The sequence below is a fragment of the Psychrobacter sp. 1Y6 genome, assembly GCF_052258385.2.
Lineage (GTDB): Bacteria > Pseudomonadota > Gammaproteobacteria > Pseudomonadales > Moraxellaceae > Psychrobacter.
Map to the genome: position 1 here is coordinate 1,255,540 of NZ_JBQQEW020000001.1, position 24,268 is coordinate 1,279,807.

Annotated in this window: 24 protein-coding genes and 1 tRNA gene; 13 read left to right on the forward strand and 12 right to left on the reverse strand. The window is 38.0% G+C overall.

All coding sequences use genetic code 11. The features are described from left to right. Positions 1-18 precede the first annotated feature (18 nt). The 7 genes from ACTXGF_RS19025 to ACTXGF_RS19055 form a co-directional block, all read right to left on the reverse strand. Positions 19-1,653 (reverse strand): AMP-binding protein, encoded by a 1,635-nt coding sequence (locus ACTXGF_RS19025; protein ID WP_443534065.1) that lies wholly within the window; start codon positions 1,651-1,653, stop codon positions 19-21. Between the two features lie 115 nt (positions 1,654-1,768). Then, positions 1,769-3,673: a sigma 54-interacting transcriptional regulator gene (locus ACTXGF_RS19030; protein WP_404692791.1), complete on the reverse strand. Its 1,905-nt coding sequence runs from the start codon at positions 3,671-3,673 to the stop codon at positions 1,769-1,771. Between the two features lie 24 nt (positions 3,674-3,697). After that, a complete protein-coding gene (locus ACTXGF_RS19035; protein WP_404692792.1) occupies positions 3,698-4,465 on the reverse strand; it encodes an SDR family NAD(P)-dependent oxidoreductase in 768 nt (255 codons plus the stop codon). A gap of 10 nt (positions 4,466-4,475) precedes the next feature. Further along, complete coding sequence (locus tag ACTXGF_RS19040) at positions 4,476-5,636, reverse strand: acyl-CoA dehydrogenase family protein (RefSeq protein ID WP_404692793.1); 1,161 nt, start codon at positions 5,634-5,636, stop codon at positions 4,476-4,478. Between the two features lie 4 nt (positions 5,637-5,640). Beyond that, positions 5,641-6,351 (reverse strand): histidine phosphatase family protein, encoded by a 711-nt coding sequence (locus ACTXGF_RS19045; RefSeq protein ID WP_404692794.1) that lies wholly within the window; start codon positions 6,349-6,351, stop codon positions 5,641-5,643. Then, positions 6,344-6,685 carry a hypothetical protein gene (locus ACTXGF_RS19050; RefSeq protein ID WP_102094028.1) on the reverse strand — a complete coding sequence of 114 codons (342 nt, stop codon included), beginning with the start codon at positions 6,683-6,685 and terminating at the stop codon, positions 6,344-6,346. Before ACTXGF_RS19050 ends, ACTXGF_RS19045 begins: the two co-directional genes overlap by 8 nt. Beyond that, a complete protein-coding gene (locus ACTXGF_RS19055; protein ID WP_443534068.1) occupies positions 6,682-7,674 on the reverse strand; it encodes a phosphotransferase family protein in 993 nt (330 codons plus the stop codon). The genes ACTXGF_RS19050 and ACTXGF_RS19055 overlap by 4 nt, the downstream gene beginning before the upstream one ends. A gap of 479 nt (positions 7,675-8,153) precedes the next feature. Here ACTXGF_RS19055 and ACTXGF_RS19060 point away from each other — a divergent pair, with 479 nt between their 5' ends. The 12 genes from ACTXGF_RS19060 to ACTXGF_RS19115 all read left to right on the forward strand — a co-directional run bounded on the left by ACTXGF_RS19060 (position 8,154) and on the right by ACTXGF_RS19115 (position 21,093). After that, positions 8,154-8,780 carry an AAA domain-containing protein gene (locus ACTXGF_RS19060; RefSeq protein WP_443534070.1) on the forward strand — a complete coding sequence of 209 codons (627 nt, stop codon included), beginning with the start codon at positions 8,154-8,156 and terminating at the stop codon, positions 8,778-8,780. Positions 8,781-9,180: 400 nt separating this feature from the next. Further along, positions 9,181-10,200 (forward strand): WG repeat-containing protein, encoded by a 1,020-nt coding sequence (locus ACTXGF_RS19065; RefSeq protein WP_443534071.1) that lies wholly within the window; start codon positions 9,181-9,183, stop codon positions 10,198-10,200. Positions 10,201-10,297: 97 nt separating this feature from the next. Next, entirely contained in the window at positions 10,298-10,819 is a 522-nt protein-coding gene (locus ACTXGF_RS19070) for a hypothetical protein (RefSeq protein ID WP_443534073.1), read from the forward strand. Positions 10,820-11,002: 183 nt separating this feature from the next. Further along, positions 11,003-11,884, forward strand: coding sequence for a PP2C family protein-serine/threonine phosphatase (locus tag ACTXGF_RS19075; protein ID WP_443534075.1), 882 nt, complete (start codon positions 11,003-11,005; stop codon positions 11,882-11,884). Between the two features lie 87 nt (positions 11,885-11,971). Continuing rightward, the gene (locus ACTXGF_RS19080; protein WP_443534077.1) at positions 11,972-13,114 is read left to right on the forward strand and encodes a PD-(D/E)XK nuclease family protein; all 1,143 of its coding nucleotides are present in this window, start codon (positions 11,972-11,974) and stop codon (positions 13,112-13,114) included. Between the two features lie 40 nt (positions 13,115-13,154). Further along, entirely contained in the window at positions 13,155-14,246 is a 1,092-nt protein-coding gene (locus ACTXGF_RS19085; RefSeq protein WP_443534079.1) for a helix-turn-helix transcriptional regulator, read from the forward strand. 27 nt (positions 14,247-14,273) lie between these two features. Then, positions 14,274-14,948: a hypothetical protein gene (locus ACTXGF_RS19090; RefSeq protein ID WP_443534080.1), complete on the forward strand. Its 675-nt coding sequence runs from the start codon at positions 14,274-14,276 to the stop codon at positions 14,946-14,948. A gap of 50 nt (positions 14,949-14,998) precedes the next feature. Then, positions 14,999-15,451 carry a DUF1810 domain-containing protein gene (locus ACTXGF_RS19095; protein ID WP_443534082.1) on the forward strand — a complete coding sequence of 151 codons (453 nt, stop codon included), beginning with the start codon at positions 14,999-15,001 and terminating at the stop codon, positions 15,449-15,451. 36 nt (positions 15,452-15,487) lie between these two features. After that, positions 15,488-16,726: a PDDEXK-like family protein gene (locus ACTXGF_RS19100; protein WP_443534084.1), complete on the forward strand. Its 1,239-nt coding sequence runs from the start codon at positions 15,488-15,490 to the stop codon at positions 16,724-16,726. Between the two features lie 468 nt (positions 16,727-17,194). Continuing rightward, positions 17,195-18,358 (forward strand): iron-containing alcohol dehydrogenase family protein, encoded by a 1,164-nt coding sequence (locus ACTXGF_RS19105; protein WP_443534085.1) that lies wholly within the window; start codon positions 17,195-17,197, stop codon positions 18,356-18,358. A gap of 14 nt (positions 18,359-18,372) precedes the next feature. Then, complete coding sequence (locus tag ACTXGF_RS19110; RefSeq protein WP_102092562.1) at positions 18,373-19,719, forward strand: hypothetical protein; 1,347 nt, start codon at positions 18,373-18,375, stop codon at positions 19,717-19,719. Positions 19,720-19,725: 6 nt separating this feature from the next. Beyond that, positions 19,726-21,093 (forward strand): sigma-54 interaction domain-containing protein, encoded by a 1,368-nt coding sequence (locus ACTXGF_RS19115; RefSeq protein WP_443534087.1) that lies wholly within the window; start codon positions 19,726-19,728, stop codon positions 21,091-21,093. Between the two features lie 138 nt (positions 21,094-21,231). Here ACTXGF_RS19115 and ACTXGF_RS19120 read toward each other — a convergent pair whose 3' ends face one another. Genes ACTXGF_RS19120 through ACTXGF_RS19135 form a run of 4 tightly spaced genes read right to left on the reverse strand, consistent with a single transcriptional unit; the run spans position 21,232 to position 23,339 of the window. Continuing rightward, positions 21,232-21,555, reverse strand: coding sequence for a hypothetical protein (locus ACTXGF_RS19120; protein ID WP_443534089.1), 324 nt, complete (start codon positions 21,553-21,555; stop codon positions 21,232-21,234). A gap of 7 nt (positions 21,556-21,562) precedes the next feature. Beyond that, positions 21,563-21,856, reverse strand: coding sequence for a hypothetical protein (locus tag ACTXGF_RS19125; RefSeq protein ID WP_201573068.1), 294 nt, complete (start codon positions 21,854-21,856; stop codon positions 21,563-21,565). Continuing rightward, on the reverse strand, positions 21,853-23,097 hold the full coding sequence (locus tag ACTXGF_RS19130; RefSeq protein WP_443534090.1) for an Arm DNA-binding domain-containing protein: 1,245 nt from the start codon (positions 23,095-23,097) through the stop codon (positions 21,853-21,855). The genes ACTXGF_RS19125 and ACTXGF_RS19130 overlap by 4 nt, the downstream gene beginning before the upstream one ends. Positions 23,098-23,123: 26 nt before the next feature. Further along, positions 23,124-23,339, reverse strand: a complete 216-nt coding sequence (locus ACTXGF_RS19135; RefSeq protein ID WP_021815097.1) for a hypothetical protein — start codon at positions 23,337-23,339, stop codon at positions 23,124-23,126. Positions 23,340-23,461: 122 nt separating this feature from the next. Between ACTXGF_RS19135 and ACTXGF_RS19140 the strand changes: the two genes are divergently transcribed. After that, on the forward strand, positions 23,462-23,692 hold the full coding sequence (locus ACTXGF_RS19140) for a helix-turn-helix domain-containing protein (RefSeq protein ID WP_443534092.1): 231 nt from the start codon (positions 23,462-23,464) through the stop codon (positions 23,690-23,692). A gap of 470 nt (positions 23,693-24,162) precedes the next feature. Here ACTXGF_RS19140 and ACTXGF_RS19145 read toward each other — a convergent pair. Further along, positions 24,163-24,237 (reverse strand) — tRNA-Gly (locus ACTXGF_RS19145). Between the last annotated feature and the right edge of the window lie 31 nt (positions 24,238-24,268).

The window sequence follows — 24,268 nt, forward strand, 5'->3', positions numbered from 1 at the left end:
CTTTTGATTATGCCGCTTTTATTGGTTTTCCATAAAATAGTCGTAGTACTTTTCCCTCAAAGACTTTTTGCTAATTTTCCCTGTACCTGTGTAAGGCATTTCGCTTATTAAGATAGTTGCTGAGGGTATCGACCACTTATGTAGTCTATTGGCTAAATATGTTTCTATTTCTATATGTTTGATATAGGCTTTAGGTTTAGCGACTAAGATCAATAGTGGCCTCTCTCCCCATTTTGGGTGATTAGCAGCAATTACTGCAGCTTCAGCAACTTTTTCATGACCCAACATGGCATTTTCAATCTCCACACTACTGACCCATTCTCCACCAGTCTTAATCATATCTTTTGCACGATCAGTAATATTCATATAGCCTCGTACATCGATTGTTGCTATATCCCCTGTGTCGAACCAAACTTTCATGTTACCAGTTGTCTTATCAGTCGGCTGGTCACTACTATTGCTGTTATAGCTTTCTGCAACGCTATGTCCTCTAATTTCTAATAATCCTTCAGAAACACCATTGTGCGGAAGAAGCTCATTATTTTTGCCTTTCAACCGCATTTGCATACCAAAGATAGGTCTCCCACATTTTAGAACTTGAGATTTAGAAAGACCATTTAGATTATTTATTCTATTACAAGCACCCATAGAGCTTGTTTCAGTCATTCCCCAAGCATTTTCAAGGGCAATACCATGATGGCTAAGACTTTCAATTAAAGAGTAAGAGGCTGAAGAACCACCAGAAATTGCTCGTTTCAATGTGATTTCAGTAATATTATTTTCTTGAAGATAGTTTTTAAGGGCTGTCCAAATAGTGGGTACTGCCATAGAAACATCTACTGCTTGGGTTTGTATCAAGTTGTAGATTTTTTCAATCTTTCCGGCAAATGAGTTGGGCCATACAATTTTTGAACCGCATAACACAGCATTGAAAGGTATACCCCAAGCACTGATGTGATATAAAGGTACAATTGGCATAATGCAGCTGTTTTCGTCTAACCCTACTACGTTGGCCATACTTAATGTTAAGGCATGCAAAACCGTACTACGATGTGAATACAGGACACCTTTTGGGGCACCTGTCGTACCTGACGTATAGCAAAGACCACTTGCACTTTGTTCAGCGATATCAGGCCAATCATAAGTGATTGACTCTTTAGCAATAAGCTCTTCATAGAATATAAAATCCAGTGATGACTCTAATGTTTCGTCTATCTCACCTAGTACAATGAAATATTTCACGAAAGGTTTAAGATGTTCATGGAGGGATTCGATAATGTGCAGACAGTCTTGCTCAACAACAATAACTTCATCTTGAGCAGATGTGATAATTTGTATTAATTGCTCATGGGGTAATTTTGGATTGATAGTATGATAAATGCGTTCTGAACAAGGAATGGCATAGTGGAGTTCAAAATGCTGGTAAGTATTCCAAGCAATCGTTCCGACCTTAGCACCTTTACTAACTTGAAGTCGGTCTAAGCTATTAGCAAACTGGGCAACTCGATCAAAAGCATCTTCATAGGTATACTCATGTGTAGTCACACCATCTGATTTTAGAGTTACGATTTTCTGCTCAGAATAGAGTGCTAAAGCATGCTGCATGATAGAAGTGATATTTAGATTACAATGCATCATCATTCCATTAATCATCTTTCTTTCCTTAGTTAAGATGGTCGATGTTAATGATGATGCAACTATAATGCCAAATATTTTAATTATATAAATCAATAACTTAAATACAAAAAGATATTTTCATTTTGAAAAATCATTTCATATTTGAAACATCACTATTCATAGTTTTCATTTTTCGCCATAGTGTTGTACGACTAATACCGAGATTTTTGGCAGCCAACTCTAAATTTCCATCAACCTCCTGTAGTGTCTGCTCTATTAGTAGTGTTTCTTGATTTATTTTGGCTTTCTTTAACAAAGAAGTGTTATTTTCTTTTTGGGTAGATGAAAAAAGCTCCGGCAAATGCAGAGACAAGAAATCAGGCTGACTATGACTTTTGTCAAAATAAAACAGTACCTGTATTCTCTCTATAATATTTTCTAGTTCACGAATATTTCCAGGCCAGCTGTATTTCTTTAACAAGTGTGGAAGGGCGTCTGGTAGGTCTTTAATCGACTTTCTATACTTCTTTAGAAAACTATCAGCCAATGTCAATATGTCTTCTGGTCGGTTTCTCAAAGGTGGTATGGATAAACGAAGAATATTGAGACGATAATATAAATCCGCCCTAAAATTGTCATTGGCAACCAAGTTTTCTAAGTCGGCATGTGTGGCGGCGATAACGCGAATATTGAGATGATGACTAGCAGTTGAACCTAGCCGGCTAATTTGTCTTTCTTGTAACACTCTTAAAAACCGTGTCTGTAAATGCAGAGGCATGTCACCAATTTCATCTAAAAATAAAGTTCCATTATGTGCAGACTCTATTAACCCAATCCGGCCATTTTTTTTGGCGCCAGTAAATGCACCTTCGGCATAACCAAATAGTTCACTTTCTAATAAGCTTTCTGGGAAAGAGGCACAGTTGATAGCTACAAAAGGTGCTTTACTACGACTACTATGATTGTGAATACTCTGTGCTAAGACTTCCTTACCTGTTCCACTCTCACCTGTAATTAACACAGTACTGTCAGTTTTAGCATAGGCTTTAGCTAAGGTTAAAGTGGTTTTGAAAATGGCGTTTCGAGTAGAGAGTTGGTTGAAGTGGTAGCGGGTATTAACGTTTCTAGAAGATACTTTTCTAAACTCGCTGCTAGAATATTCTAATGCGTTGAGTTCTTGAGCACTTAAAATATAGCCATTGATATAATCGTTGTTCATCTCTAAAATATGAACCGCCAACTGGTAATTCTCGATATCAAGTAGCTGACGTGGATTATGATGGCTTATATCTAGATCTAAGTTGCCAAAGACATCTGCAGGCGATTTATTTAGTACGTCAGCGGGAGACTTTTTAAGCAGTTCGGCCATAGATGTATTGATAAAAGATATTTTTTTATTTTTGGTGATAAAACAAACACCTTCATTTAGATGGTTAAATATCTCTGTAAGACGGTTAATTGTGGATTGTTCTCTTCTTATCTTCTCTAAGCTGCTTAACGCATTCGTAAGTAAATCTTTAAGTGATACAACCGTCATAGTCAATTGTCCGACCAGTCCTTCACTGATGGCCAGCTCTACTGATATAGGTGAACCAATGACAGCATCAAATTTTTCTTTTTTAATCAGTTGAATGGTTCTTTTAGCATCAAAATAAGAGTCATAGGTGAACTGTTTTATATCTAGTAAAAAAATTTCTGAATAATCTTCGAGACTGACTGTAGTGGTAGATTTTCCGAGTAAAGCAATACGTTTGTATTGCTTCAAACTAGAGATGGCTTGGATAACATCAAACATACCTGTTCTAATGACCTGGATTTCGATGCTCAATATTTTTTGTAGATAGCTAGCTGTTGCCCCTGTACACAAAATAATTTGGCAACCATTTACAGTTAATTGTTGTGCTACGTCCTCAACATCAGAAATATGACATTCAACAAAACCTATATCTTGTGAATTAATTTCCGATATTGCTTGTTCGACCAAAGAGCGAATCCCATTAATGTTCGGGGTGTGGAGATAAGTAAACAAAATATTAATGGGCTTATTATGGGGCATTTTTTATATCCTTAAATAATCGTATTATATGGGGACACAGCTGTGCCCACCATCTACCTTGATCTCTATGCCAGTGATTCCTTTACCTGCTTTTGATGCAAGCAATAATAATGCACCGTCTAACTCTTCAAAATCAACAAATTTACGGCTTGGAATGCGTTTTAGCAACTGTTGTCCTAGATCACTCATTAGGTACTCTTCATTAATATCCGTAACCATATACCCAGGAGCAACGGCATTCACATTGATACCGAATCGGGCTAGTTCAACGGCCATCACTTCTGTCAAATGGCGCAAGCCAGCTTTAGACGCACAGTACGGGCTAACACCCAAGTTGACCGACTCGGACAAAATAGATGTGATGTTAATGATAACCCCTCTAATGTTTGAATTGATCATGTGCTGAGCAATTTCTTGCGAGCATTGCCATGGAGCTTTTAGATTCGTATTAACAATTTTATCCCAGTCGTCATCATCATAATTCAAAAAGCTTTTGGTATCACTGACGCCTGCATTGTTGATAAGCACATCTATGTTGATACCGTTGCCTTCTAGACTGCTGATCATTTTTTTGAATGCATAACGGTCATTTACATCTAATACAAAGCTATGAACGTTGATACCAAAGTCTTGTTCAAGACTTACTTTTAGATGCTGCAATTTGTCAGCACTTCTGGCGCAGATAATAACATCTGCGCCTTTTCGGGCAAACAAAGTAGTAATATGTTTGCCTAAGCCACCAGAAGCGCCTGTAATAAGTACATTTTTATTGTTAACATCAAATAAGCTCATTGTTATCTCCTTAGTTTTTCTTTCCTAATAGCTTTCTAGCAATACTCATTCTATGGACTTCGTTTGCGCCATCATAGATTCTAAAGCCACGAGCATCTTTAAAAATTTTGCAGACAATAGATTCATCTGTCATGGCTTGTCCACCAAGAATCTGGACGCTTCTGTCAATAACTCGCCAAATACCTTCAGAACTGATAACTTTGGCTAAACTTGACTCATAGTTACCTCGTTGTCCTGCATCTAATACTTGAGCACAATAATGGATGGCCAATCTGGTATTTAATAAATCTATTTCATTATCCGCCAACATAAAACCAACGCCTTGATGGTCACCCAATCGCTTACCAAAAGACTGACGCTCTCTAGCATATTGTGTGGCAATGTCATGCGCTCGTTGTGCTTGTCCAAGCCAGCGCATACAATGGGTTAGGCGAGCAGGTGCTAATCGAACCTGAGCATATTTAAAGCCTTGTCCTATTTCACCTAGCACATTTTCTTTTGGGATTCGTAGGTTGTCGAACGTTAATACACCATGACCGCCTGCAAAGCAAGAATCCATGGCATTCATGTTTTTTTCTAAAATAAATCCTGGTACGTCGGTATCTGTCAAAAACATGGAAGCACTACCATCCTCCATCTTTGCCATAATGATAGCAAATGCCGCACCATCGGCACCTGTAATGAGCCATTTTCGGCCATTGATAACGTATTCATCACCTTCTAGCACAGCAGTGGTTTGCAACATGGAAGGGTCTGAACCAGCACCTGGACTAGGCTCCGTCATAGCAAAACAAGAACGCGTCTCACCACTCACCATTTTTCGTAGCCAACGTTCTTTTTGTTCTGCATTAGCGACTAAATCTAACAAATGAATATTACCCTCATCTGGGGCATGAATATTCATAGCGATAGGGCCTAATGCAGAATAGCCTGCTTGTTCAAATGCAATGGCTTTTTGCATGTGTGACCAACCCAGTCCACCCATCTCAACGCTGGCATGCGGTGTGAGCAGTTTTGCCGCTTTAGCACGGCTAACAATATCGTCACGCAGCTCAGTACTTGGACCGTGGCTGTCCTGACGAAGGTCCTGCTCAAAAGGAATGATTTCTTTGGCGATGAAATCTTTTACCTGTTGTTGTAACGCTAATAAATCGTCTGATAATATAATCATATGTTTATTCCTTAAACCCATTGTTATTGACATACATGTTATAAACATCGTCCATGGCACTATTGAATAACCCATTTTTAAGCGAATTATAAATAGTAAAATTTTGGAGCTTTATACGTTTGTGCAAAATTTGATTGTTTTTAACCTTTATATCTAAAATGTTTAAACACCCATAATCTTGCTCTTGGGTATAAATGTCTGCTAAGTGATGGTTATACATCCAGTTAATTATCACTCGGTTGACTGCATCGTGAGAAGATATCAAGATGTTTTGACGGCTTGGTTTAGACAATATCGTCTGCTCGAACCAATCACTCACTCGATGGCTAAACTCTTTCCAGCTTTCGCCTTGAATAAAATTTTCGAGCTGATTGGTCTGCAGTAGATACGCCTCTTTCAACGCTGTTTCAGATTGATCGTTAGGTAAGTCTTTGAGTCTCCCTGACTTAATCTCTCTAATAGCATCTACTGCCAATACCTTTTTTGAAGGTTGATATTGGGTTAATATTTCCGCCGTTTGTATAGAGCGGGGCATAGTAGATGAGTAAACGCGTTCAAAAGATATGTCTTTTAAACACTCAGCGAGTAAGCTAATTTGCTCAATACCTTGTGGCGATAACTGAGCATATTTTGGGTTTATGGGCTTATTATTTTCATCAAAATAAGCCACATGACCATGCCGTACTAGAAAAATACGTAGCCAAGAATCAGTCATGATTTGCTACCTTAGGATCAGTTATCTTTAATACCTCATTGTTTAATGATTCTAAAACCGTAGAAAGGTTAGAGATTTTCTTACCTTCTCGAATGTTCTGGCTCAACAATGCTAAGGCTTGTTCATTATCTTCAATTGGCATATCGGATACTGGTTCTAATATCTTATGAATATTTGAGGCATGATTTTCTTGTTCTAAGAGATAGCTTTTCAATAATTCAAAGCTTTTCATAACCATCAATAAGCTGTATTTATTGTCAGAGGTAGGCAAGAGCTCATTTTTGATAACAGTTTGACTGGTTTCTATTAAGTCAATGAACGTTTGCTGTTTCATACTTTATCTCCCAAGATATCTAGAATGTTTTTCTCAAGCTTAGGTACCATAAACTCGGTTAAAGCCAGTTCTAAAGAAGGTATTTCCATATCATCATTGCGATTTGACTGCTGCATAGCAATGATCGCCCAACGCACATGAGATAGTATGTGCCAAAACTTTAATTCGGTCTTTGGCACATCAGCACTACAAACATCAGTATATGCTTGAGAGAAATCTTCATAAGAGCCAATGCCACCAGCAATATTCTTATTTTGACCAAAACGCCAGCACTTAGCCGTGAACCAACCAATGTCTTCACGGCGATCTCCCCATTGGGTAAACTCCCAATCAAGAATGCCTGAAATATGATTGTTTTCAATCATGATGTTGCCCGTACGAAAATCTCCATGTACCAGCACCAACTCATCAATACTAGGTAAATTATCAGTCATCCAACTAATTGCATACTCTAAAATAGGGTTAGTTGCTTGCAGCAAATCTAACTGCGCTCGAAAAGAGTGAATTTTGTCTGCAAGATATTGATCTTTATTAGGTTTAGGTAAAAATTCCGTTAATTCATCACCAAGAGGTACTTGATGAATAGAAGCCAATGACCTACCGATATCTTGCGTGATGTTTTTTCGGATGTTGGCATCGGCCAGCCGAACCAGTTTATGGCCTTCAGCCACTCCGTTGATTTTCTGCATAATGAAAAAATCACTATTCAAAAAATTTGGGGCTTTTTTAAAATAGATTGGTTTAGGAACCTTAATTCCTAATTGGTATAAACGTGAGAGTAGTCGATATTCTTGCTCGCGGTCAGAGCTGACCGAAACAGCAGCTTCTGAGTTTTTTCGTAGGACTAATGCAAAATCGTTATCTTGAATCAACCAATTTTCTTGGATAGCACCACCGCTCATTTTTACCACTTTCAAGTGTGCCGTTACTTTCAAATTAAGCTGATCTACGAGGAGTTCTTTTAATTGATTAACTCTATAAATATCCATGACTATCCCTGTGTTAAATCGACTATCTTTTAATTAGCAAATTATATGCCAGTATTTTTTTATATATAAATCAAACACTTAATTATTTAATGTCTTTTCATAAATGAAATATATTTTCATTTATGAATTTTGATAGTTTTATTTCAGGTTGGTAATACGATTGTCTAGCTCATATAAAACGATTTTCAAGGTATGAGACCGAATACTTCCAACAGTTATTTAGTACTAGAAAGAATAGTGCCATTATTTCAATAAGCAGACCCTATTATTCGAATCATATAGCTGATCATTAAACAAAAACTGAGCAGTACTATAAGAGAGCTCTATGTATTAGGCTAAAAGCCTGTACGCTGATAATATGCATATAACTCGACCTATATTTGTTCTTAAATTGAACTGTCATATAAGCATGCGTTAAAGCCAACAACCATTGGAGTTGTATGGATATCAATCAATGATCTTGGTAGTAGATAGTATTAATGAATTGGGAACAATGGATAGCAGAAAATAGAAAACGGATTGAGCACGTTGTGGGATATGAAGAAAATTTTGTTAAAAGTATTTTAGCTAAAATTTCAGGAATAAGCCCCGAGGATGTCACTGCAAAATTTCATTTTACTGACTCAAATGGAAGTAACAGATATATTGACTTTATGATTGTGAATGAGGCAAAGGGCTATCGATTACCTATTGAGTTAGATGGATACCGGAAAGTAACTAATTATCACGATTTCAACGATATGTTGTTTGTCGCCCCATACAATCATCAAGTTAGTAAGCTAAAAAACGTCTTGGGTAAACAAGCAAAAGTTGGAAGCTTAGATAAATTTCAAGGTCAAGAGTCTCCAGTCGTATTTTTGAGTATGTGTGCTAGTGATGCCAATGAGTCGCCTCGAGGTATGGACTTCTTATTCGATAAAAACCGCATTAATGTGGCGATTTCTAGAGCGCAAACATTGGCTATCGTAGTAGCAAATCCTAATCTTGGTAATACCTCTGTTAACAGTGTCGAACAGCTAAGAAAAGTAAATTTATTTAATGCAGTCATGTATATGAGTAGCGATACAAACGCTACATATACAGAACAAGCTATATTTCTACATTAATAATATTTTATTAACGAAGTAGATATAACTGGTCGAGTGAAATAATAGATTTTTTGAGTTCTAAAAATTTTGAGGATAGATAAAGTAGACTGCTTATGAATTTCAAAAATGATATTAACAGTCTGAACAGTAAACCCTAAATCTTTTATTATGTCATAGCGAAGCCATAGTAAACATTCATAAAATATACAGAAGGACATAACGATGACGTTGTGTCCTTTTTTATGCTTATAGATTCTTCAAGACTATCTAAAATTATTGCATCGGATAACATATATATTGATTATTAAAATAAAGTTGACTACTATTGTTTATTTAATGTAGTGATATTTATAGGCTGTATTTCATAGATATATTTTTGGATCACAGAGAGCGTTTATACCTTACAAATGAGATTTGAATGAAAAAATATAATAGTAAAGCGGCCACAGTATTTGGTCTATGCGTAATGTTTGGCGCAGGTAGTGCAACCGCTGGCTTACAAGCTTTTGAATCAGAGAATACGGAGCAATCTCAGTGTGGCTACAAAGATGACAGAGGAAAAGTCATCGTACCTGCAAAATATTACAGCTGTGGTGGTTTCTCTGAAGGTATGGCTCGTGTCGCGATTATGAAAATGGGAATGGTCAAAAGCTATGACGGCGGTGAGGACTACGAAGACTATCTGTACTGGCAAGGCTATATTAACGAAGCGGGCAAATTAGTCATACCTGTTGAGCATCAAGCACCGATGACTGGTGGCTATTACATTGATTTCCGAGATTTCCAAGAAGGGATGGTAGCCGCATACAAAGACGGTAAATACGGCTATATGAATAAGGTAGGGAAAATGACCATACCTTATTTATATCAGAGTGCCGGTGATTTTAATGATGGGCTAGCAGTGGTGAGTAAAAATGATAAATTTGGAGCAATTGATAAAACAGGTAAAACAGTCGTACCGTTTAAATTTAACTGGCTAGATGACTATTCAGAAGGATTGGCCAGATATAACACATCTACATTGGGTGATGAAGATAGCAAAACAGGTTTTGTAGACACCTCTGGCAAAACAGTGATAGCAGCCAAATGGGATGAGGCAATGGAGTTTTCAGGAGGACTGTCTGCTGTCAAGATTGGAGACTATAGAAGTGGTAAATGGGGCGTCATTGATAAAACAGGAAAGGTCGTTGTCCCACCAAAATATGATATGGCTTATATGGAGCCAATGGGGGATGCTGTAGATGTCGATGGTGGTCGCTATAAAAATGGGAAACTTGATGTCTATAACCTAAATACCAAAGGCGCTAATGCTTATGATAATGGCTATGACAGTATCACGCGCTATACATTAGACCGCCAAGGAAAAGTGCTTTCCCAAAAAACCTATATGGACTGGAATGATATAGACCAAGAACGCTATCCGCAAAACGATCAGTAATTTCTCACATCTATTCTTAAGAATGCATACTTACTGACATTTGAAAGTGAGCCGCGTAAAAAGTACTCAATTTATTTAAATTTATAGGAAAAATCTCATGTTTAAAAGGACAAGCCTACTACTAGCAGCATCGATGATTATCTTAGGTCTATCCTCTACGGCTAATGCAGCACCTAAAACAAAATATGGTGTCACAGTAGTTGAATGTGATTTTGATTATGAGGACGAGAAATTTTGTACAGACAGTCGTTTGAAAAGCTATGCAACTGTTATGAAAGAGCGTAAGCCTAACTTCAATAGTAATCAGATTATCTATATCTTTGAAACCAATGACACAGGGTACGTCAACAAAAAGCCCTATCGTTTGGTTGTGATTGACCCTGCTAAGAAGACAGTAGTACCTTTTGGTTATTCATTATCAGCGGCAACTGGATCAAATGGTAAGCCAATAATCGTTAATGAGAAAGGCGATACGATTGATTTTGATTTTAGTACTAAATCTAATCGCTTTTGTTTTTCTGGCGATATAGACGCTTATAGAATGTCTGACAGCTATGTAGATCAACCTTTTTGCTTTAAATATGACAAAGCCCAAAAAAATATGGTAAGAGAGTATTAAGGTTTATTGACCTAAGATAGTGCATAAGAGGTGATGGGCGAACGTTCATCACCTTTTTATTTATATAAAGCAACTCTGTGTTACTCATGTACTATCTAAATGATCTTATATTTCAACCTAGAAAATAAATTTAAAGGTTGTCCGCTATACTGGCCTCTATGACAAACATATAGGCTTACCATCATGGCTGCTCCTGCTCCTGCTCCTGCTCCTGCTCCTCTTGACCATTGTCCTTTAAAAGAAACTCCTTCTATTGCACAGACCTGTGCAATTACCTTTCTAGGAAATGCTAGTAATACCCTACAGCAAGACGCTTTTTTCTTTTTAGATAATTGGTATCAAGAAGATCTAGGTGTGATGGCAGTGACATCAGTTGCATTACCATTTTGTCTAGCAGTGTCTGATGGCGTAGCAAGCTCCAATCACTCACAGCACTGCTCAAAAGCGGTGGTAAAGGCGATCAGACGGTTATGGAACGATCAGGAAAGTATTACTTCAAATAACATTCATCAGCTTATTAACCAAACCAAGCATTCAGCTAAGCGTAATGGCGCGGCGGCAACCCTCGCGATGGTTGTCTGTGAGTTAGATAGTGCTGAAATCACAAAGACGACGATAATGCATGTGGGCGACAGTCGTGTTTATCAGTTATCGAAAGGTGCATCACAGTGGCAGTGCTTGACTCCAGATCATAATCTATTGAACGAACTCATTGATCAGCAGGTACAAGAGCAAGGTCGCCAAGTGGAGTTTTCTGATTATAACCGAGAAGGAATGGCAGGGAGTTTATATAGCATTACTGACTGCTTTGTATTGACGGCTGACGAAAGTTATCTAAGCAGTGACGCACCAGAAGGCAGCTCTTGCAAGATTGATCTTAGTAGTGGCGACTGTCTCTTGGTTTGTACGGATGATATTCATGACTTGGTGCCGAGTCGTCATTGGCAACTTGTCAGTGCTGAAACCGATTTACAAGCTTGGTTAATCAATCTCAAGAACCAAGTTTACGAATCTGATGGCAATGCTTATGACAATGGTACGGCTATTGTGGTTCGGTTCGAGTGATAGAGCTTATTAAATTTTAGTGCGGCGCTTATTTAGCTGTTAAACATGTTAGCTTTAATTAAAACCTATTTACTTTAAGGGAAATAAATGACTGATTTAGCAAGAGTATCCAATCTAGAGGGCTATAAAGCGCTGATCAATAAGTTTAAACAGCTAGATATTGTAACCAAAGAGCTCACACTATTCGATGTCGGTGCTCGTGGTCACTTTGAAAATCCAACGACGGAACTGCTTAGTTTTTTTTTAGACACAACTAAAGCTCATAATTTAGAAGATTGCTTTTTTAAAGGGATAAAATATTTATTAGAAAACAAAAACAAGATGGCTACCTTTGGTAGCTTGGAAAATGTAGAGACTGAAGTATCAACCGCCAAAGGCAATCGCATCGACTTGTTAATCGAAACGAAAAACGCCTTAATCATAGTCGAGTGTAAGATTTATCATGAGCAAAATAATCCGTTTGATGACTACACCAGCTATGGTATGCAACGTATCAAAGATAATAAAAAAGAAGATGAGCAAGACAAGACCCTAGTCCAAATAGTGCTTTGTCTTGACGGTAGAATTGATGATGTCATTAAGAGTAATGGCTGGTATGGCATTTCTTATCAAAAATTAGTAGAAGCCATTGAACCGTATTTGTCAAAGGCGTTATTAGATAATCCCTATAACAAATGGGGGCTGTTCGCTAGAGAATTTTTATTGCACTTAAAGGAGTTAGATAACGTGGGTGAAATAAGTAAAGATGAGATTGAGTTTTTGACGGAAAATATAAATGACTATTTTAAGCTAAGTGAATATCTCTATAAGGATATTATTCCTAAAATAGCTGCAAAGATAAACATTGATTTAAGAAATAGTTTGCAAGGTTTTTCTGGTAAAACAAAAATTGATAAATGGAATTATTATGAACCGTATATTCGATTCTATAACGAAAGATGGGTTAACTCATCTTCTGGTGTAGTGTTTTGTATCAGGAAGGACGATAAATCTAATGAAATGACTTTTACGATTCATATAGAGTTTTACGACAACCTCGGCGACTTACTAATTAAATTAGAAGAAATAATAAAAGAATATAGAGTTGATCCATCTCTTTATGATAAAAAGCTTCAAAATAATAATGTCTGGTTTATGTGGAAGTACAATGAATTTAGTATTACGGAAGTGTCTAAGAGAATTATCGAACTAATGAAAATTTTAGACGATTACGAGTTAAACATAAACTAAAAATGCATCGTTTAATAATATCAAAATAGGCGACCTAACTATGCCCACTCATTCAATCGCCAGCTATACAAAGTCAGTACGTCTATTTGCTTTATATCAATGTTTGCCTCGGAGTGAAACGGATGCTGTGTCACTGACGGAGTTGATGAACACCTATGGTAATAACCCTGATAATCATACGAATGAGCGTAAGAGTTTAGAAAACGATCTGATTGCACTAAACCAAATCTTTAACGATATTTTTTATAGTGATGCTCTGGTTCGAGTACCTAGATGGGGAGAAAAAATCAGTGGACAAACAGCGCGATTTTATATTGAACCGAGCTTTAGTATCGATGTTATTAACGAGCAGACGGTGTTCTTTTGGGAGATGCTGGATAAATATACTGCAAACTATTTACCAATATCTTTTAAACAAGGAGTCACAGACAAGCTCACTCAATTACGTCGACAAGATAAAGATAAATTTCATCAAAGTCTGCTAGGACAATGGCAAGATCATCTCATCACCTTACCTAGTATCGTGCAAGCGCCAAAGCTTGATAGTGATGTGATTGGAAGTATTCATCAGGCTCTGCTACAGAATCGTCAATTACGAATAGGCTATCAAAATAAATGGGAAGAAACACCAGTTCAAAGAATGGTGTATCCCAAAGGACTGATTTTTATTGACAATATGATCTATCTCACTGGCTTTAATCCAGTAGATGATCATATCGATGATGAGGTACTGTTAAAAGCGCATCGCAATTTTGCAGTCAATCGTATTACCGGGGCAGTAGTCATAGATAAACCAATACCTGACTGGGTAGGGCGTGACGTTTTTACATTAGATAGCTTACAGAAGCTGGGCAAGCTAGAGTTTGGGGAAAATATTGAAATCAACTTAGTTTTAAAAGTACAGAAATATGCCTGTCAGCATCTTTATGAGCGTCCATTATCGATAGATCAGAAGATTATAATTATCGACGACACTTGGAATCAAGTCAGCGCTACGGTTGCTAATACTACTCGTTTACAAGATTGGCTGGTGAGTATGTCGCAATTATCCGTCGTCATTGAACCATTAGAGCTAAAGACAGTTATTCTTGAGCGTTTAGAAAGTGGGATGCAGCTTTATAACCGTAATTAATGATTTCACTTTAGAAAGGAGCCGAATATGACAGTAGATAGTAGTGTTAAAGATAAACAGACTCTAAAAAACGACATCAACGAAGAACGTAATGATGAGCTTCAGATAGAGCCCATACCTTTAACTACTTTATATGCGCTGCAATCGGATAGCTACCTCTTGTCTGAGGTTGGGTTTATCGTTATCGAAGATGGTTGGGATGAACAGTCATTGCTAAATCTACAACAACAAGTCGGCTGCACATTGTTTGCGCTACAAACCACAGATAAGCATATTGATAGATTCGAAGTAATAGACGGGATAATTATTTGCAAAGCGGGAGAAGTTGGACAGGTGATGACAGTTTTTGAATCAGTATTATCTGATCGGGATAAGATTGGTATAGATGTTAATGATATCGAAAGATCCTGCGGAGCTGAAAAGACTGCTAAATTTATACAAGCTAGGGTAACCGATAAGCCAGACTCAGAACAAGTACAAAGTGCCGTTAATCATCTACTCAATCAAATTCCTGAAGGTCTTAGTATCGAGTATATGATGCTTGATATTGAAAGCGTTTATAAGCTATCTCTTGATGAGTTTTTTAGTATCACAACTGCTGTTGAAAACCGAATTGCTGATAATGCAGAAGTGTTTTACGGCAATAGGATAGTTGATAAATCTGACCATTTCCGGATGGGAGCGATATATGTGGCTGGTTAGCGTGGCAGGTAGGCAAATGCTCATTAATTAAATCATAAGGAGTGTGAAAAATGACAACAATAGAGAAAGGTTTGTTCGATGATTTTATCCAAGCTCAAGATACTATCTATTCACAAGTGATTGAAGAGCTGACCGAAGGTCGTAAGCGTACGCATTGGATGTGGTTTATCTTTCCACAGGTGAAAGGGTTAGGGCACAGTAAGATGTCTCGACGCTTCGCAATAGGGAGCCTGGAGCAAGCGAAAGCGTATTTGCAGTATGAAGTGCTTGGAGCACGGTTAATAGAGTGCGCTGAATTATTGCTGTTGCATCCTGATAAAAGTGCTTTAGATATCTTTGGTTCACCAGATAATCTGAAGCTGCAATCTTCGCTAACGTTGTTTGCCTTTGCCGCTGGTAATAAGTGTGTATTTGAGCAGCTTTTATACCAGTTCTATGAGGGCAGTTACGATATAAGCACTATAGAAATGCTAAAGCAAATCAATGACCAGAAATATAAGTGAATGAAACCGAGTGAGATTTTAAGAGGATAGATGAGTATGAGTATCGTGCAAAGTTTGATAAATGATGTGAGCCAAAAGATTAACGCATTAGAGACAGCGCAAGCACTCTATAGCCGTCAACTTTCTCCAGACTTCAGTACTTTTGATTATATTAATACCGATGAATTAGGACTTAGTCGTATTTTGGCAGCTCTGCTTGATCCTAAAGGAAGTCATGCTCAGCAAGAAAGCTTTTTAAGGTTATTTGTTGAGCATTGTTTGCCTGTTATATATAAAGATGATAACTGGCAGGTTTTTCTTAATAACCTTGAGAAAACAGAGGTTTTTCTTGAAGAAATAACGGGGAAAAGTAATACCCAGCGTCGTATGGATATTTACTTAAGATGTCAGGTAGGTGATCACAGCTACGGTATCTGTATCGAAAATAAACCTTATGCAGCAGATCAGCTTGACCAAATGAAAGATTATGCTATTGAACTTAAAAATAGAAAACATAAGCTTTGGCATCTTGTTTATCTAAACGAAGATAATGACGTACCAAGTGAGTATAGCGTTGATACTAAAACTTTAGAAGGTTGGATAACTAGCAATCAATATAGTCATCTTAGATTTAGCAGTCTGATTAGTTGGCTCAAAGCGTGTCAAGTAGAATGCCAAAATCATAGTGTCAGTGAATTTATTGCACAGCTAACTAAGTTTGTTCAGAAACAGTTTATGGGGATAGAAGATATGAACGAAGATAATGCAGTTTTAGATATTATTAAAAAAAATGCGGCTACTATTGATGCCAGTATCAAGGTATCTAACACTGTAGATCGAATGAAGAAAGAGCTGATAGCTAAGTTAAAAATAGATTTGTTAGCAAAATATCAAAAAACTGATTATGAATTAGATATTAGTTATATCGGCGAGGGCAGAAGATACGAACAAATTAGATTCATAATTCCTGGCTATAATAAGGCATGGGTTTGCTTCGAGTTTGATAATGCAGGGTTTGATCGTCCAATTCTAGGAATTAAGTTCACTTCTGTAGAAGCCGCGAAAGCGTGTCCACATACAGAAACTATGAAAACGGTACTGAATACGATGCTGACTGATAAAAAAGTGAGCTCTTCTGCTCAATGGCCCGCTTACTACTATTTTGATCCCCAGGATTGGAAAGGTTCGAGTGAGGCATGGTTAATGATAAATAAAGGCACAATGGTAGATAAAATTTTGGAAGAAATGGACACAGTGTTTCAGGTTTCAAATGAAAAAGGTTTTTTTAGTGACTGAGTTAGGCTTTTGACCTCACACTAACAAAAAAACTATTTTTATGAGCCAAACTACAATGCTGGTTATAACTCTATGGAAATGTGGATAATATCATTATGAGAAGCAAGGTTCGCGAAAATCATCCAATTTTACTATGCCGCTACACTTATCAGGTGTCCTAGTTTAGTTGACCATTACAGTTCAGCCTAAATTTGTTAAACCGTCTTAACTATAAAGTAGGGCGGTTTATTTTTTGGTAGGATTGACAATCTTATGAATACTTTTATTTGAACACTCAGTCTTATTTGATGAATAAAATCATAAAATAAAAATTAATGATGATTTTATTCATCAATATCAATAGTCTTTGCAATCATTTTAATTAATTTAATCTTTTTTATCAGTTACTTATATTTTTCTTCATAAGATTGGTACGTAGATTGCATCAATGTTACTAGAGTTTAACTTATAAATACTCGAGGTGAATTGATGAATACTGATAACGTTCAAATCTTTAAAACTGCTCGTCGACTGTTGACAGGTGAGAATTCTAGTTATCTGCTACCTGAAGAGATGGCTAGTTTAAATGTAAAAAGACCTTTAATTGTAACGGATAAAGGTGTCAAAGACGCCGGTATTATTCAACCAGTAATTGATAACCTCAAATCAAATGGTGTTGAAAATATATTTATTTACAGTGATATTTCAGCAGAGCCAGAAACCCACATTGTTGAGGCTTGCTGTGAGACTTTCGAAGAAAATCAATGTGATGGGGTTATCGCTATAGGAGGTGGTAGCGCAATGGACACGGCAAAAGCCGTTGCGATTTATAGTGGTGAAACAAGATCATTGAGCGAATTATTCGGTGAGGATAAAGTAGCGCCTCGGAAAATCCCTTTAATTTGTATGCCAACAACAGCAGGAACAGGCTCTGAAGTTACTAACATATCAATATTGTTGGATGTTCAAGCACAGATTAAAAAAGGCATAGTAAGTAATGAGCTACTACCAGATGTTGCTATTGTCGCTCCTGAGCTAACATTGAGCTGCCCAGAATTTGTTACTGCTGCAAGTGGCGTTGATGCGCTAGTACACGCAGTAGAGAGTTACTTATCTAATTTTGCTTCCGAAATCACTAAATCTTTATCCATTGCTGCAATCCGAATGATTGTTGATGCATTGCCTGTTGCTTATCAAGAGCCTACTAATATAGCTGCACGTGAGAAAATGGCTACAGCTAGTTTAATGGCAGGGTTAGCTTTTGGTAATGCTGGCGTTGGAGCTGTACACGCGCTTGCGTATCCGCTTGGTGGTAGATTCCATTTATCTCACGGTGTTAGTAATGCAGTTATGTTTTCTCATGTGATGAGGTGGAATAGTACTAGTTGCCCAGACAAGTTTATCGATATTGCGATTGCTATGGGTGCAGACCATTCTATTAGTGAATCTGAGGCGGGGGACTATGTAGTCGCTAAAATTGAAGCATTATGTGTGTCTGTATCTATCCCTAAACAACTTAGAGAGTTTGGAATCGAGTTTGACGATTTAAAAGAGTTAGCTACTTCAGCTAGTGCTGTGACCAGGTTATTGCGAAACAACCCTAGACAACTTAGTGTCAAAGATATTGAAACTATATACCAAGAAGCCTTTTAAGGAGGAAGTCTGCTATGTCTTTATGGAAGAAGCGAACGGCAGCAGGAGAAGCATCTTATTATCCACTAGGACCATTTAAAGTCCGACTACCCTTTCTACATTACCGTTTTGAGTGGCCTGATTATTTCCAAGGTCTACTCATGTGTGCTGTTGATTTAGCTGCTATTCCGCTAATGACAGAACTACTGGGTATGCCCTTTGAAGCAGCCCTTGCCATTGTGATGATCAATGGAATTTTTTATCTACTCCATCACCTATTAGGTGATCCTGTCGTACCTGGGTGGATCACACCTGCTATACCTCTACTTATTATGTATGTATCTACTTTTCCTGAAGGAGAAAGTAGAGTCCATGCGCTCATTGCTTTTCAGATGATGTTAGGCTTATTCGCCATATTTTTAGGAGCATCAGGTGCAGCTAAGCGAGTCGTTCATCTTATTCCTAGTGCAATTAAAGCAGGCATCATTATGGGTGCTGGGCTAGCTGCAGTATCTGTGGTTTTTCAAGAAGGCGGGCGGTTTGAGACTTATCCGTTTACTGTTACTATCGCTGTTGGGATCGCATTTTACTTAATCTTTTCGCAGCATTTTGCTAAGTTAAGAAAGTATCATTGGAGCTTTCGTTTTATTGGTAACCTTGGTGTATTTCCTATTATTGTACTGGCAATTATTCTTGCACCAATGTTCTCAGAGGCACCTTGGCCAGATATCCAGTGGGGTATCACAAAGCCAGACTTTGTGACAATGTTTACTGAATATACTGTATTTGGTGTAGGTCTCCCTCCAATGACAATGTATTTAACAGCTATTCCAACAGTCCTGGCTGCTTACATCGTATTATTTGGTGATGTATTACAAAGCAAATCCATATTAGAAGAAGCTGATGAAGCACGCCAAGATGAAAAAATTGATTACGATCCGAATCGAGCACATCTGATTTTTGGCGCTCGAAATCTGGGAATGAGTATTATGGGACCAGATGTTGCAATGTGTGGTCCTTTGTGGGCGGCAATGCATGTTGTGATTGTTGAGCGATACAAGCAGGGCAGACAGGCAATGGACTCAATATTTGGGGGTGCTGGTTCTTTCCGCTGGGGGACTAATACTGGATTGTTACTATTGCCTGTAGTCAGTTTAGTACAACCAATACTAGGAATAGCATTAGCTTTAACATTATTGATTCAAGGCTATGTTAGTGTTCGAATTGGCATTCAAGAAGCGCGTTGCGATAGTGATCTAGGTATTGCTGGTGTTATTGCTGGAATACTAGTTATAAAAGGTGCCACGTGGGCATTCGCTGCAGGGGTGTTATTATGCTTCTTAATATATGGTTGGCGTTTGCGTGAAAAAATAAAGGAGTAGAACTGAGTGTTCCTTGATGAAAATCTACAGAAGGTTATAGATGCGCTAAGTGATGGCGTCTATATCACTGACGGTAATGGTATAACAATTACTATGAACAAAGCTTATGAGCAAATGACTGGACTACCTAAGCGGCGTTTGGTCGGTTTGCACATGTCTGAAGTCGTCCAGGCTGGTTTTATTTCGCGCTCCGTTTCACTTGAAGTACTAAAAGAACTGCGTGCTATTACTATCATCCAAACAATAGGTAGTAATCATAAAATATTTGTCTCTGGTACTCCTATGTTTGATGCACAAGGGCGGATAGAGTACGTTGTCACTACAGCAAGGGACATAACAGAGCTTTTAAAAGCAAAGCATGCAGAAGAACAGCTTGAGCAATTATTAAAACTAAGAGAGAATTACGGAACGTCAGCCAAAGGGGATACTGCGCAAGAAAGGTTTATTATTAGTCGTAATACGAAGGCTTGTTACGATTTGGCAAAAAAAGTTGCTGCAACTAGTGCCAAAATGCTTATTCAAGGTGAAACTGGTACTGGCAAAACATTATTAGCAAATACCATCCACCAGTATAGCAAGGTCTGTGACGGTCCATTTATTGAACTTAATTGCGCGGCTATGCCAGAAGCACTACTTGAAGCTGAACTTTTTGGATATATGCCGGGAGCCTTTACTGGAGCATTGATAAAAGGAAAGATTGGACTGCTTGAAGCCGCCAATAACGGCACTTTATTCTTGGATGAAATTGGTGATTTACCGCTCAGTTTGCAAGCAAAGTTACTTAAAGTAATTGCTGAAAATCGCTTTATACCTGTCGGTGGCACTGAGTTTAAAACAACAAACTTCCGCTTAATTTCCGCTACACATTATGATTTAAAAAAACTGGTAGAAGTAAAATTATTTAGAGAAGACTTACTTTATCGATTAAGTGTTGTTCCCATTTATCTACCACCGTTACGAGAAAGAAGCGATGAAGTTCGTCCATTACTAGAACATTACATTCAATACTTTAATGAAAAATATGAACTAGATTGTCATTGGCACGAAGATGTTCTTTCACAATTAAGCGGCTATAACTGGCCCGGTAATATTCGTGAGTTGATTAACTTAACGGAAAGGTTAGTAGTTACCGTTGATCAGTCATTAATTACATTTGCACATTTACCCAGTGAATTCGGTTTAAAAAGCCCTTTGAAACAAGATAAGCGCTCTTTGAAATCACAAGTAGAGGTTCTAGAACAAAAATTAATCAACGAAGCTATAGCGGAGTATGGCACTACAAGGGCAGCTGCTAACGCTCTTAATATTGATCAATCAACCTTGGTCAAAAAACAAAAGCGTTGGCGTATTAATGAAAGTAAGAATATATCTTAATGTATTTCTAACAAAGCTAGGGCTTGCTATCAATTAGCGGAGATATTTCAGAACTAAATTTAAACTGTGTATAAGAGATACTAGATACAAGAAAAGGCCAGACAATTTATGCTGCCTGGCCTTTTCGATGGTTAACACTTATTTGTTTTCTTTATCTGTCCGCCATAAAGCATGCTCACATATTGCGCATAACCAACTGTCTTGTGCACGCATATAAGGAATGTCAGCAGGTACTTCGATTGGACAAGCATAACCGCAGTACTCACATACCACATCGTCTAAGTAGGCATAACACTGAGCAACTGTCTCAAAGAATACTTGAGGACTTACCTCATACTTCTCACAAAGCGTCTTCACATGTTTAATAAAGCTGCTCTGATTATCATATGCCCAGTAATCCTCACATATTTTGATATCATATGGGCTCTGCGTCATATTAGGCTGAAGTTTTATACTCATCATATTCTCCTCAGTAGCTGCCATAGTCAGAGTGCGGTAGTAGCTCATAAAGTTCGCTTTGAAGCTGACTGCGCATATCTTCCACAAAGTACCCATCCTGAGCATCCAAGCGCTTCTGCACCCACACACGCATCGCCATATCGTTATTAAAACACTGCTTCAATCCTAAGAAGCGTGCTAGGTTATGACCAGATGAAATATATAACTCACGCATCAATGCATTAGCGATAAGGTTTGCATCCTCACTGATTGCACCGTCAGGTTTAAACTCACCAAACAGCTGCTCATAATTGATGATTTTCATTGTGACGTCTCCTTGTCAGTTTGTGCATTCGTGATTAGTGCTTCAGTGTCAGAGCTATTCGATGCACTGGTTAGCTTCTCCTTGCTCGCCAGTAGCAAGTTATCCATCGCTGAGCCATCTTGACGAGTGATATCAGGTACATAACGGCTATATACTCGAAACAGCATCTCTGTACTGCTATGGCCCATCTGACGTGCTATCCACTCAGGGTTCTCACCAGCAGCGAGCCAAAGCGTCGCTGCCGTGTGCCGAGTTTGATAAGCACGCCGGTGTTTCAAACCGAGTAGGGCAAGAGTTGGCTTCCACACCCGTCTATTCACATTACGGTACTCCATTGGATTGCCTTGTGAATTGCAAAACACAAACTCTGACTTACCAAAGGTACGAGTCTTTTGCTCCAGTAAGGCGTCATAAACTAACTGTGATATCGCAATATCACGCTGTGAGCCTAATGTCTTCGTCGGACCCATCTCACCATTAACTAATGCCTCTCTTATACTGATCTCACGACGATCAAAGTTAATGCACTCCCATTTAAGCCCATCAATCTCACTGGTACGCATCCCGGTAAAAAAGCGAATGGTGTAGTAGGGCCTATAATCAGCACGGACATGTTTTAAAATCAGCCATACCTCACTTAAGGTAAAAGGATTTACATCAGGACGAGCTTGCTTGAGATTCTTAATATTTTTATAAGGCATCTCAAACTCATGGCGATCTGATGCTTCTTCTAGTATCATACGAAGAAGTATCATGATCTGGTTGATCCGTGCTACTGACAGACTTGACTGACCATCTTTACCGTAACGAACTTTGGCGAGAGAGCTACGGAAGGTCAGCAAGTCTGATTTTTTTATGGCATGTACCGCTTTGCCACCAAACGCAGGTAAGAGATACTTATCTAGAATAATCTGTATCTTTTGTCGATAGCTCGGTCGCCATTCAATCTTCTTCTCCTCATACCAAATATCGACAAACTGCTCAAAGGTTGGATTGCGACTGATACAAGCTTCGGCTCTATCAGCCAGTGCCGTCATCTCCTGTGCTCGTTCACTCTTTGGAAAGTAAGCGACATAGTCGAAAATACCTAGAGTGATTTCTGCTTCCATTTTTTCGATAATTTTAGCCAGCTTCTTTCGATTAGCTGGAGTGTCTGTGAGATTGGTTGTCTCACGGCAACGCATATTCATATATCGAAAATCTACGAATAGCTTGCCACGTCTCGCTCTTATTGAGGCCATTGTTTAGCTCCTTGCTTAAATAAAAATTACTGTAAAGCCATACCGTTAATGGCACTCATAACCGGCTTGCACATATCCTCTTCGATACGCTCCCATACGTACAAAATCTTGCGACCGCCAAAAGGACGAATGTAATGGATGTTTTCAATCAAAACAGTGTCCTTAAGTTGGTTACGGATAGTACGTGCGTCGTATTTGATACGGTCGGCTAATTCTTGAGTAGTGAGATAAGTCTGTGACATAATAGTTCTCCATGTGAAATAAATTTACTATTAGTGAATGATTAGTTATCACTAATGAGTACATACTATCTATAAATATTATCACTTGCAAGCACTTTTTTATCACTTTAGGGATTTTATATATGATTAAGCTCAATTTACCTGTTTTATTTGCACAAAGAGGTATCCGTGTAGCTGATGCTGACAGGATGTCTAAATTAGGAAGATCTACTTTGTATCGAATGTACAATAATGAAGTGACTAGAATAGACTTTGATTCATTAAATGAGCTTTGTAAGCTTTTAGATTGCACACCTGGCGATATTATCCTCTATGAAGAAGATGAGGTTTGTGAGGAAAGAGGTTCAGAATAAAGTTAGGATGGTTCTTTGAAGTATTTTGAAAATCATCAAGCTTAGCGCCGATAAATATGCTACTCGTCCTAATTATTTTCAAATATTAGGTTGTAGTCATCACTATTTAAACGACAATTAATTTTGGATGTTATAAAACTAAAATGCATTTCAGAAAAATTAGACCTCTGAGAAACACGTTTTTTGCTGAATTGAGGTTGGGTTCAAAAATCAGCATAGTGCCAAATTTACTAGGTTAGGTGTCATGATGATTTTTGAACCAAAAATAGCGAGGTTGTGGTCAGATACGTATACGCAGTTTTAGGGCAGGGCACGGTTTGGGCACCAAATGGGCACCACACTGAAAACGAGCTTTTCGATTGAGTAGCTAAACTTAACTGAAACAGAAAAAATATTTCGAAATATCTTCTACAGCCCTTGAAAATCGGACAAAAAAAAGCCTCACTGTTAAGTGAGGCTTTTTAAGTATTTGGAGCGGGAAAAGAGATTCGAACTCTCGACCCCAACCTTGGCAAGGTTATGCTCTACCACTGAGCTATTCCCGCTAATTATCAATTAACTATCGTCAGTTGATGA

Coding starts and splice junctions, on each gene's coding strand:
- ACTXGF_RS19025 (WP_443534065.1), bottom strand. CDS start 1,653: ATGATTAATGGAATGATGATGCATTGTAATCTAAATATCACTTCTATC.
- ACTXGF_RS19030 (WP_404692791.1), bottom strand. CDS start 3,673: ATGCCCCATAATAAGCCCATTAATATTTTGTTTACTTATCTCCACACC.
- ACTXGF_RS19035 (WP_404692792.1), bottom strand. CDS start 4,465: ATGAGCTTATTTGATGTTAACAATAAAAATGTACTTATTACAGGCGCT.
- ACTXGF_RS19040 (WP_404692793.1), bottom strand. CDS start 5,636: ATGATTATATTATCAGACGATTTATTAGCGTTACAACAACAGGTAAAA.
- ACTXGF_RS19045 (WP_404692794.1), bottom strand. CDS start 6,351: ATGACTGATTCTTGGCTACGTATTTTTCTAGTACGGCATGGTCATGTG.
- ACTXGF_RS19050 (WP_102094028.1), bottom strand. CDS start 6,685: ATGAAACAGCAAACGTTCATTGACTTAATAGAAACCAGTCAAACTGTT.
- ACTXGF_RS19055 (WP_443534068.1), bottom strand. CDS start 7,674: ATGGATATTTATAGAGTTAATCAATTAAAAGAACTCCTCGTAGATCAG.
- ACTXGF_RS19060 (WP_443534070.1), top strand. CDS start 8,154: ATGAATTGGGAACAATGGATAGCAGAAAATAGAAAACGGATTGAGCAC.
- ACTXGF_RS19065 (WP_443534071.1), top strand. CDS start 9,181: ATGAAAAAATATAATAGTAAAGCGGCCACAGTATTTGGTCTATGCGTA.
- ACTXGF_RS19070 (WP_443534073.1), top strand. CDS start 10,298: ATGTTTAAAAGGACAAGCCTACTACTAGCAGCATCGATGATTATCTTA.
- ACTXGF_RS19075 (WP_443534075.1), top strand. CDS start 11,003: ATGGCTGCTCCTGCTCCTGCTCCTGCTCCTGCTCCTCTTGACCATTGT.
- ACTXGF_RS19080 (WP_443534077.1), top strand. CDS start 11,972: ATGACTGATTTAGCAAGAGTATCCAATCTAGAGGGCTATAAAGCGCTG.
- ACTXGF_RS19085 (WP_443534079.1), top strand. CDS start 13,155: ATGCCCACTCATTCAATCGCCAGCTATACAAAGTCAGTACGTCTATTT.
- ACTXGF_RS19090 (WP_443534080.1), top strand. CDS start 14,274: ATGACAGTAGATAGTAGTGTTAAAGATAAACAGACTCTAAAAAACGAC.
- ACTXGF_RS19095 (WP_443534082.1), top strand. CDS start 14,999: ATGACAACAATAGAGAAAGGTTTGTTCGATGATTTTATCCAAGCTCAA.
- ACTXGF_RS19100 (WP_443534084.1), top strand. CDS start 15,488: ATGAGTATCGTGCAAAGTTTGATAAATGATGTGAGCCAAAAGATTAAC.
- ACTXGF_RS19105 (WP_443534085.1), top strand. CDS start 17,195: ATGAATACTGATAACGTTCAAATCTTTAAAACTGCTCGTCGACTGTTG.
- ACTXGF_RS19110 (WP_102092562.1), top strand. CDS start 18,373: ATGTCTTTATGGAAGAAGCGAACGGCAGCAGGAGAAGCATCTTATTAT.
- ACTXGF_RS19120 (WP_443534089.1), bottom strand. CDS start 21,555: ATGATGAGTATAAAACTTCAGCCTAATATGACGCAGAGCCCATATGAT.
- ACTXGF_RS19125 (WP_201573068.1), bottom strand. CDS start 21,856: ATGAAAATCATCAATTATGAGCAGCTGTTTGGTGAGTTTAAACCTGAC.
- ACTXGF_RS19130 (WP_443534090.1), bottom strand. CDS start 23,097: ATGGCCTCAATAAGAGCGAGACGTGGCAAGCTATTCGTAGATTTTCGA.
- ACTXGF_RS19135 (WP_021815097.1), bottom strand. CDS start 23,339: ATGTCACAGACTTATCTCACTACTCAAGAATTAGCCGACCGTATCAAA.
- ACTXGF_RS19140 (WP_443534092.1), top strand. CDS start 23,462: ATGATTAAGCTCAATTTACCTGTTTTATTTGCACAAAGAGGTATCCGT.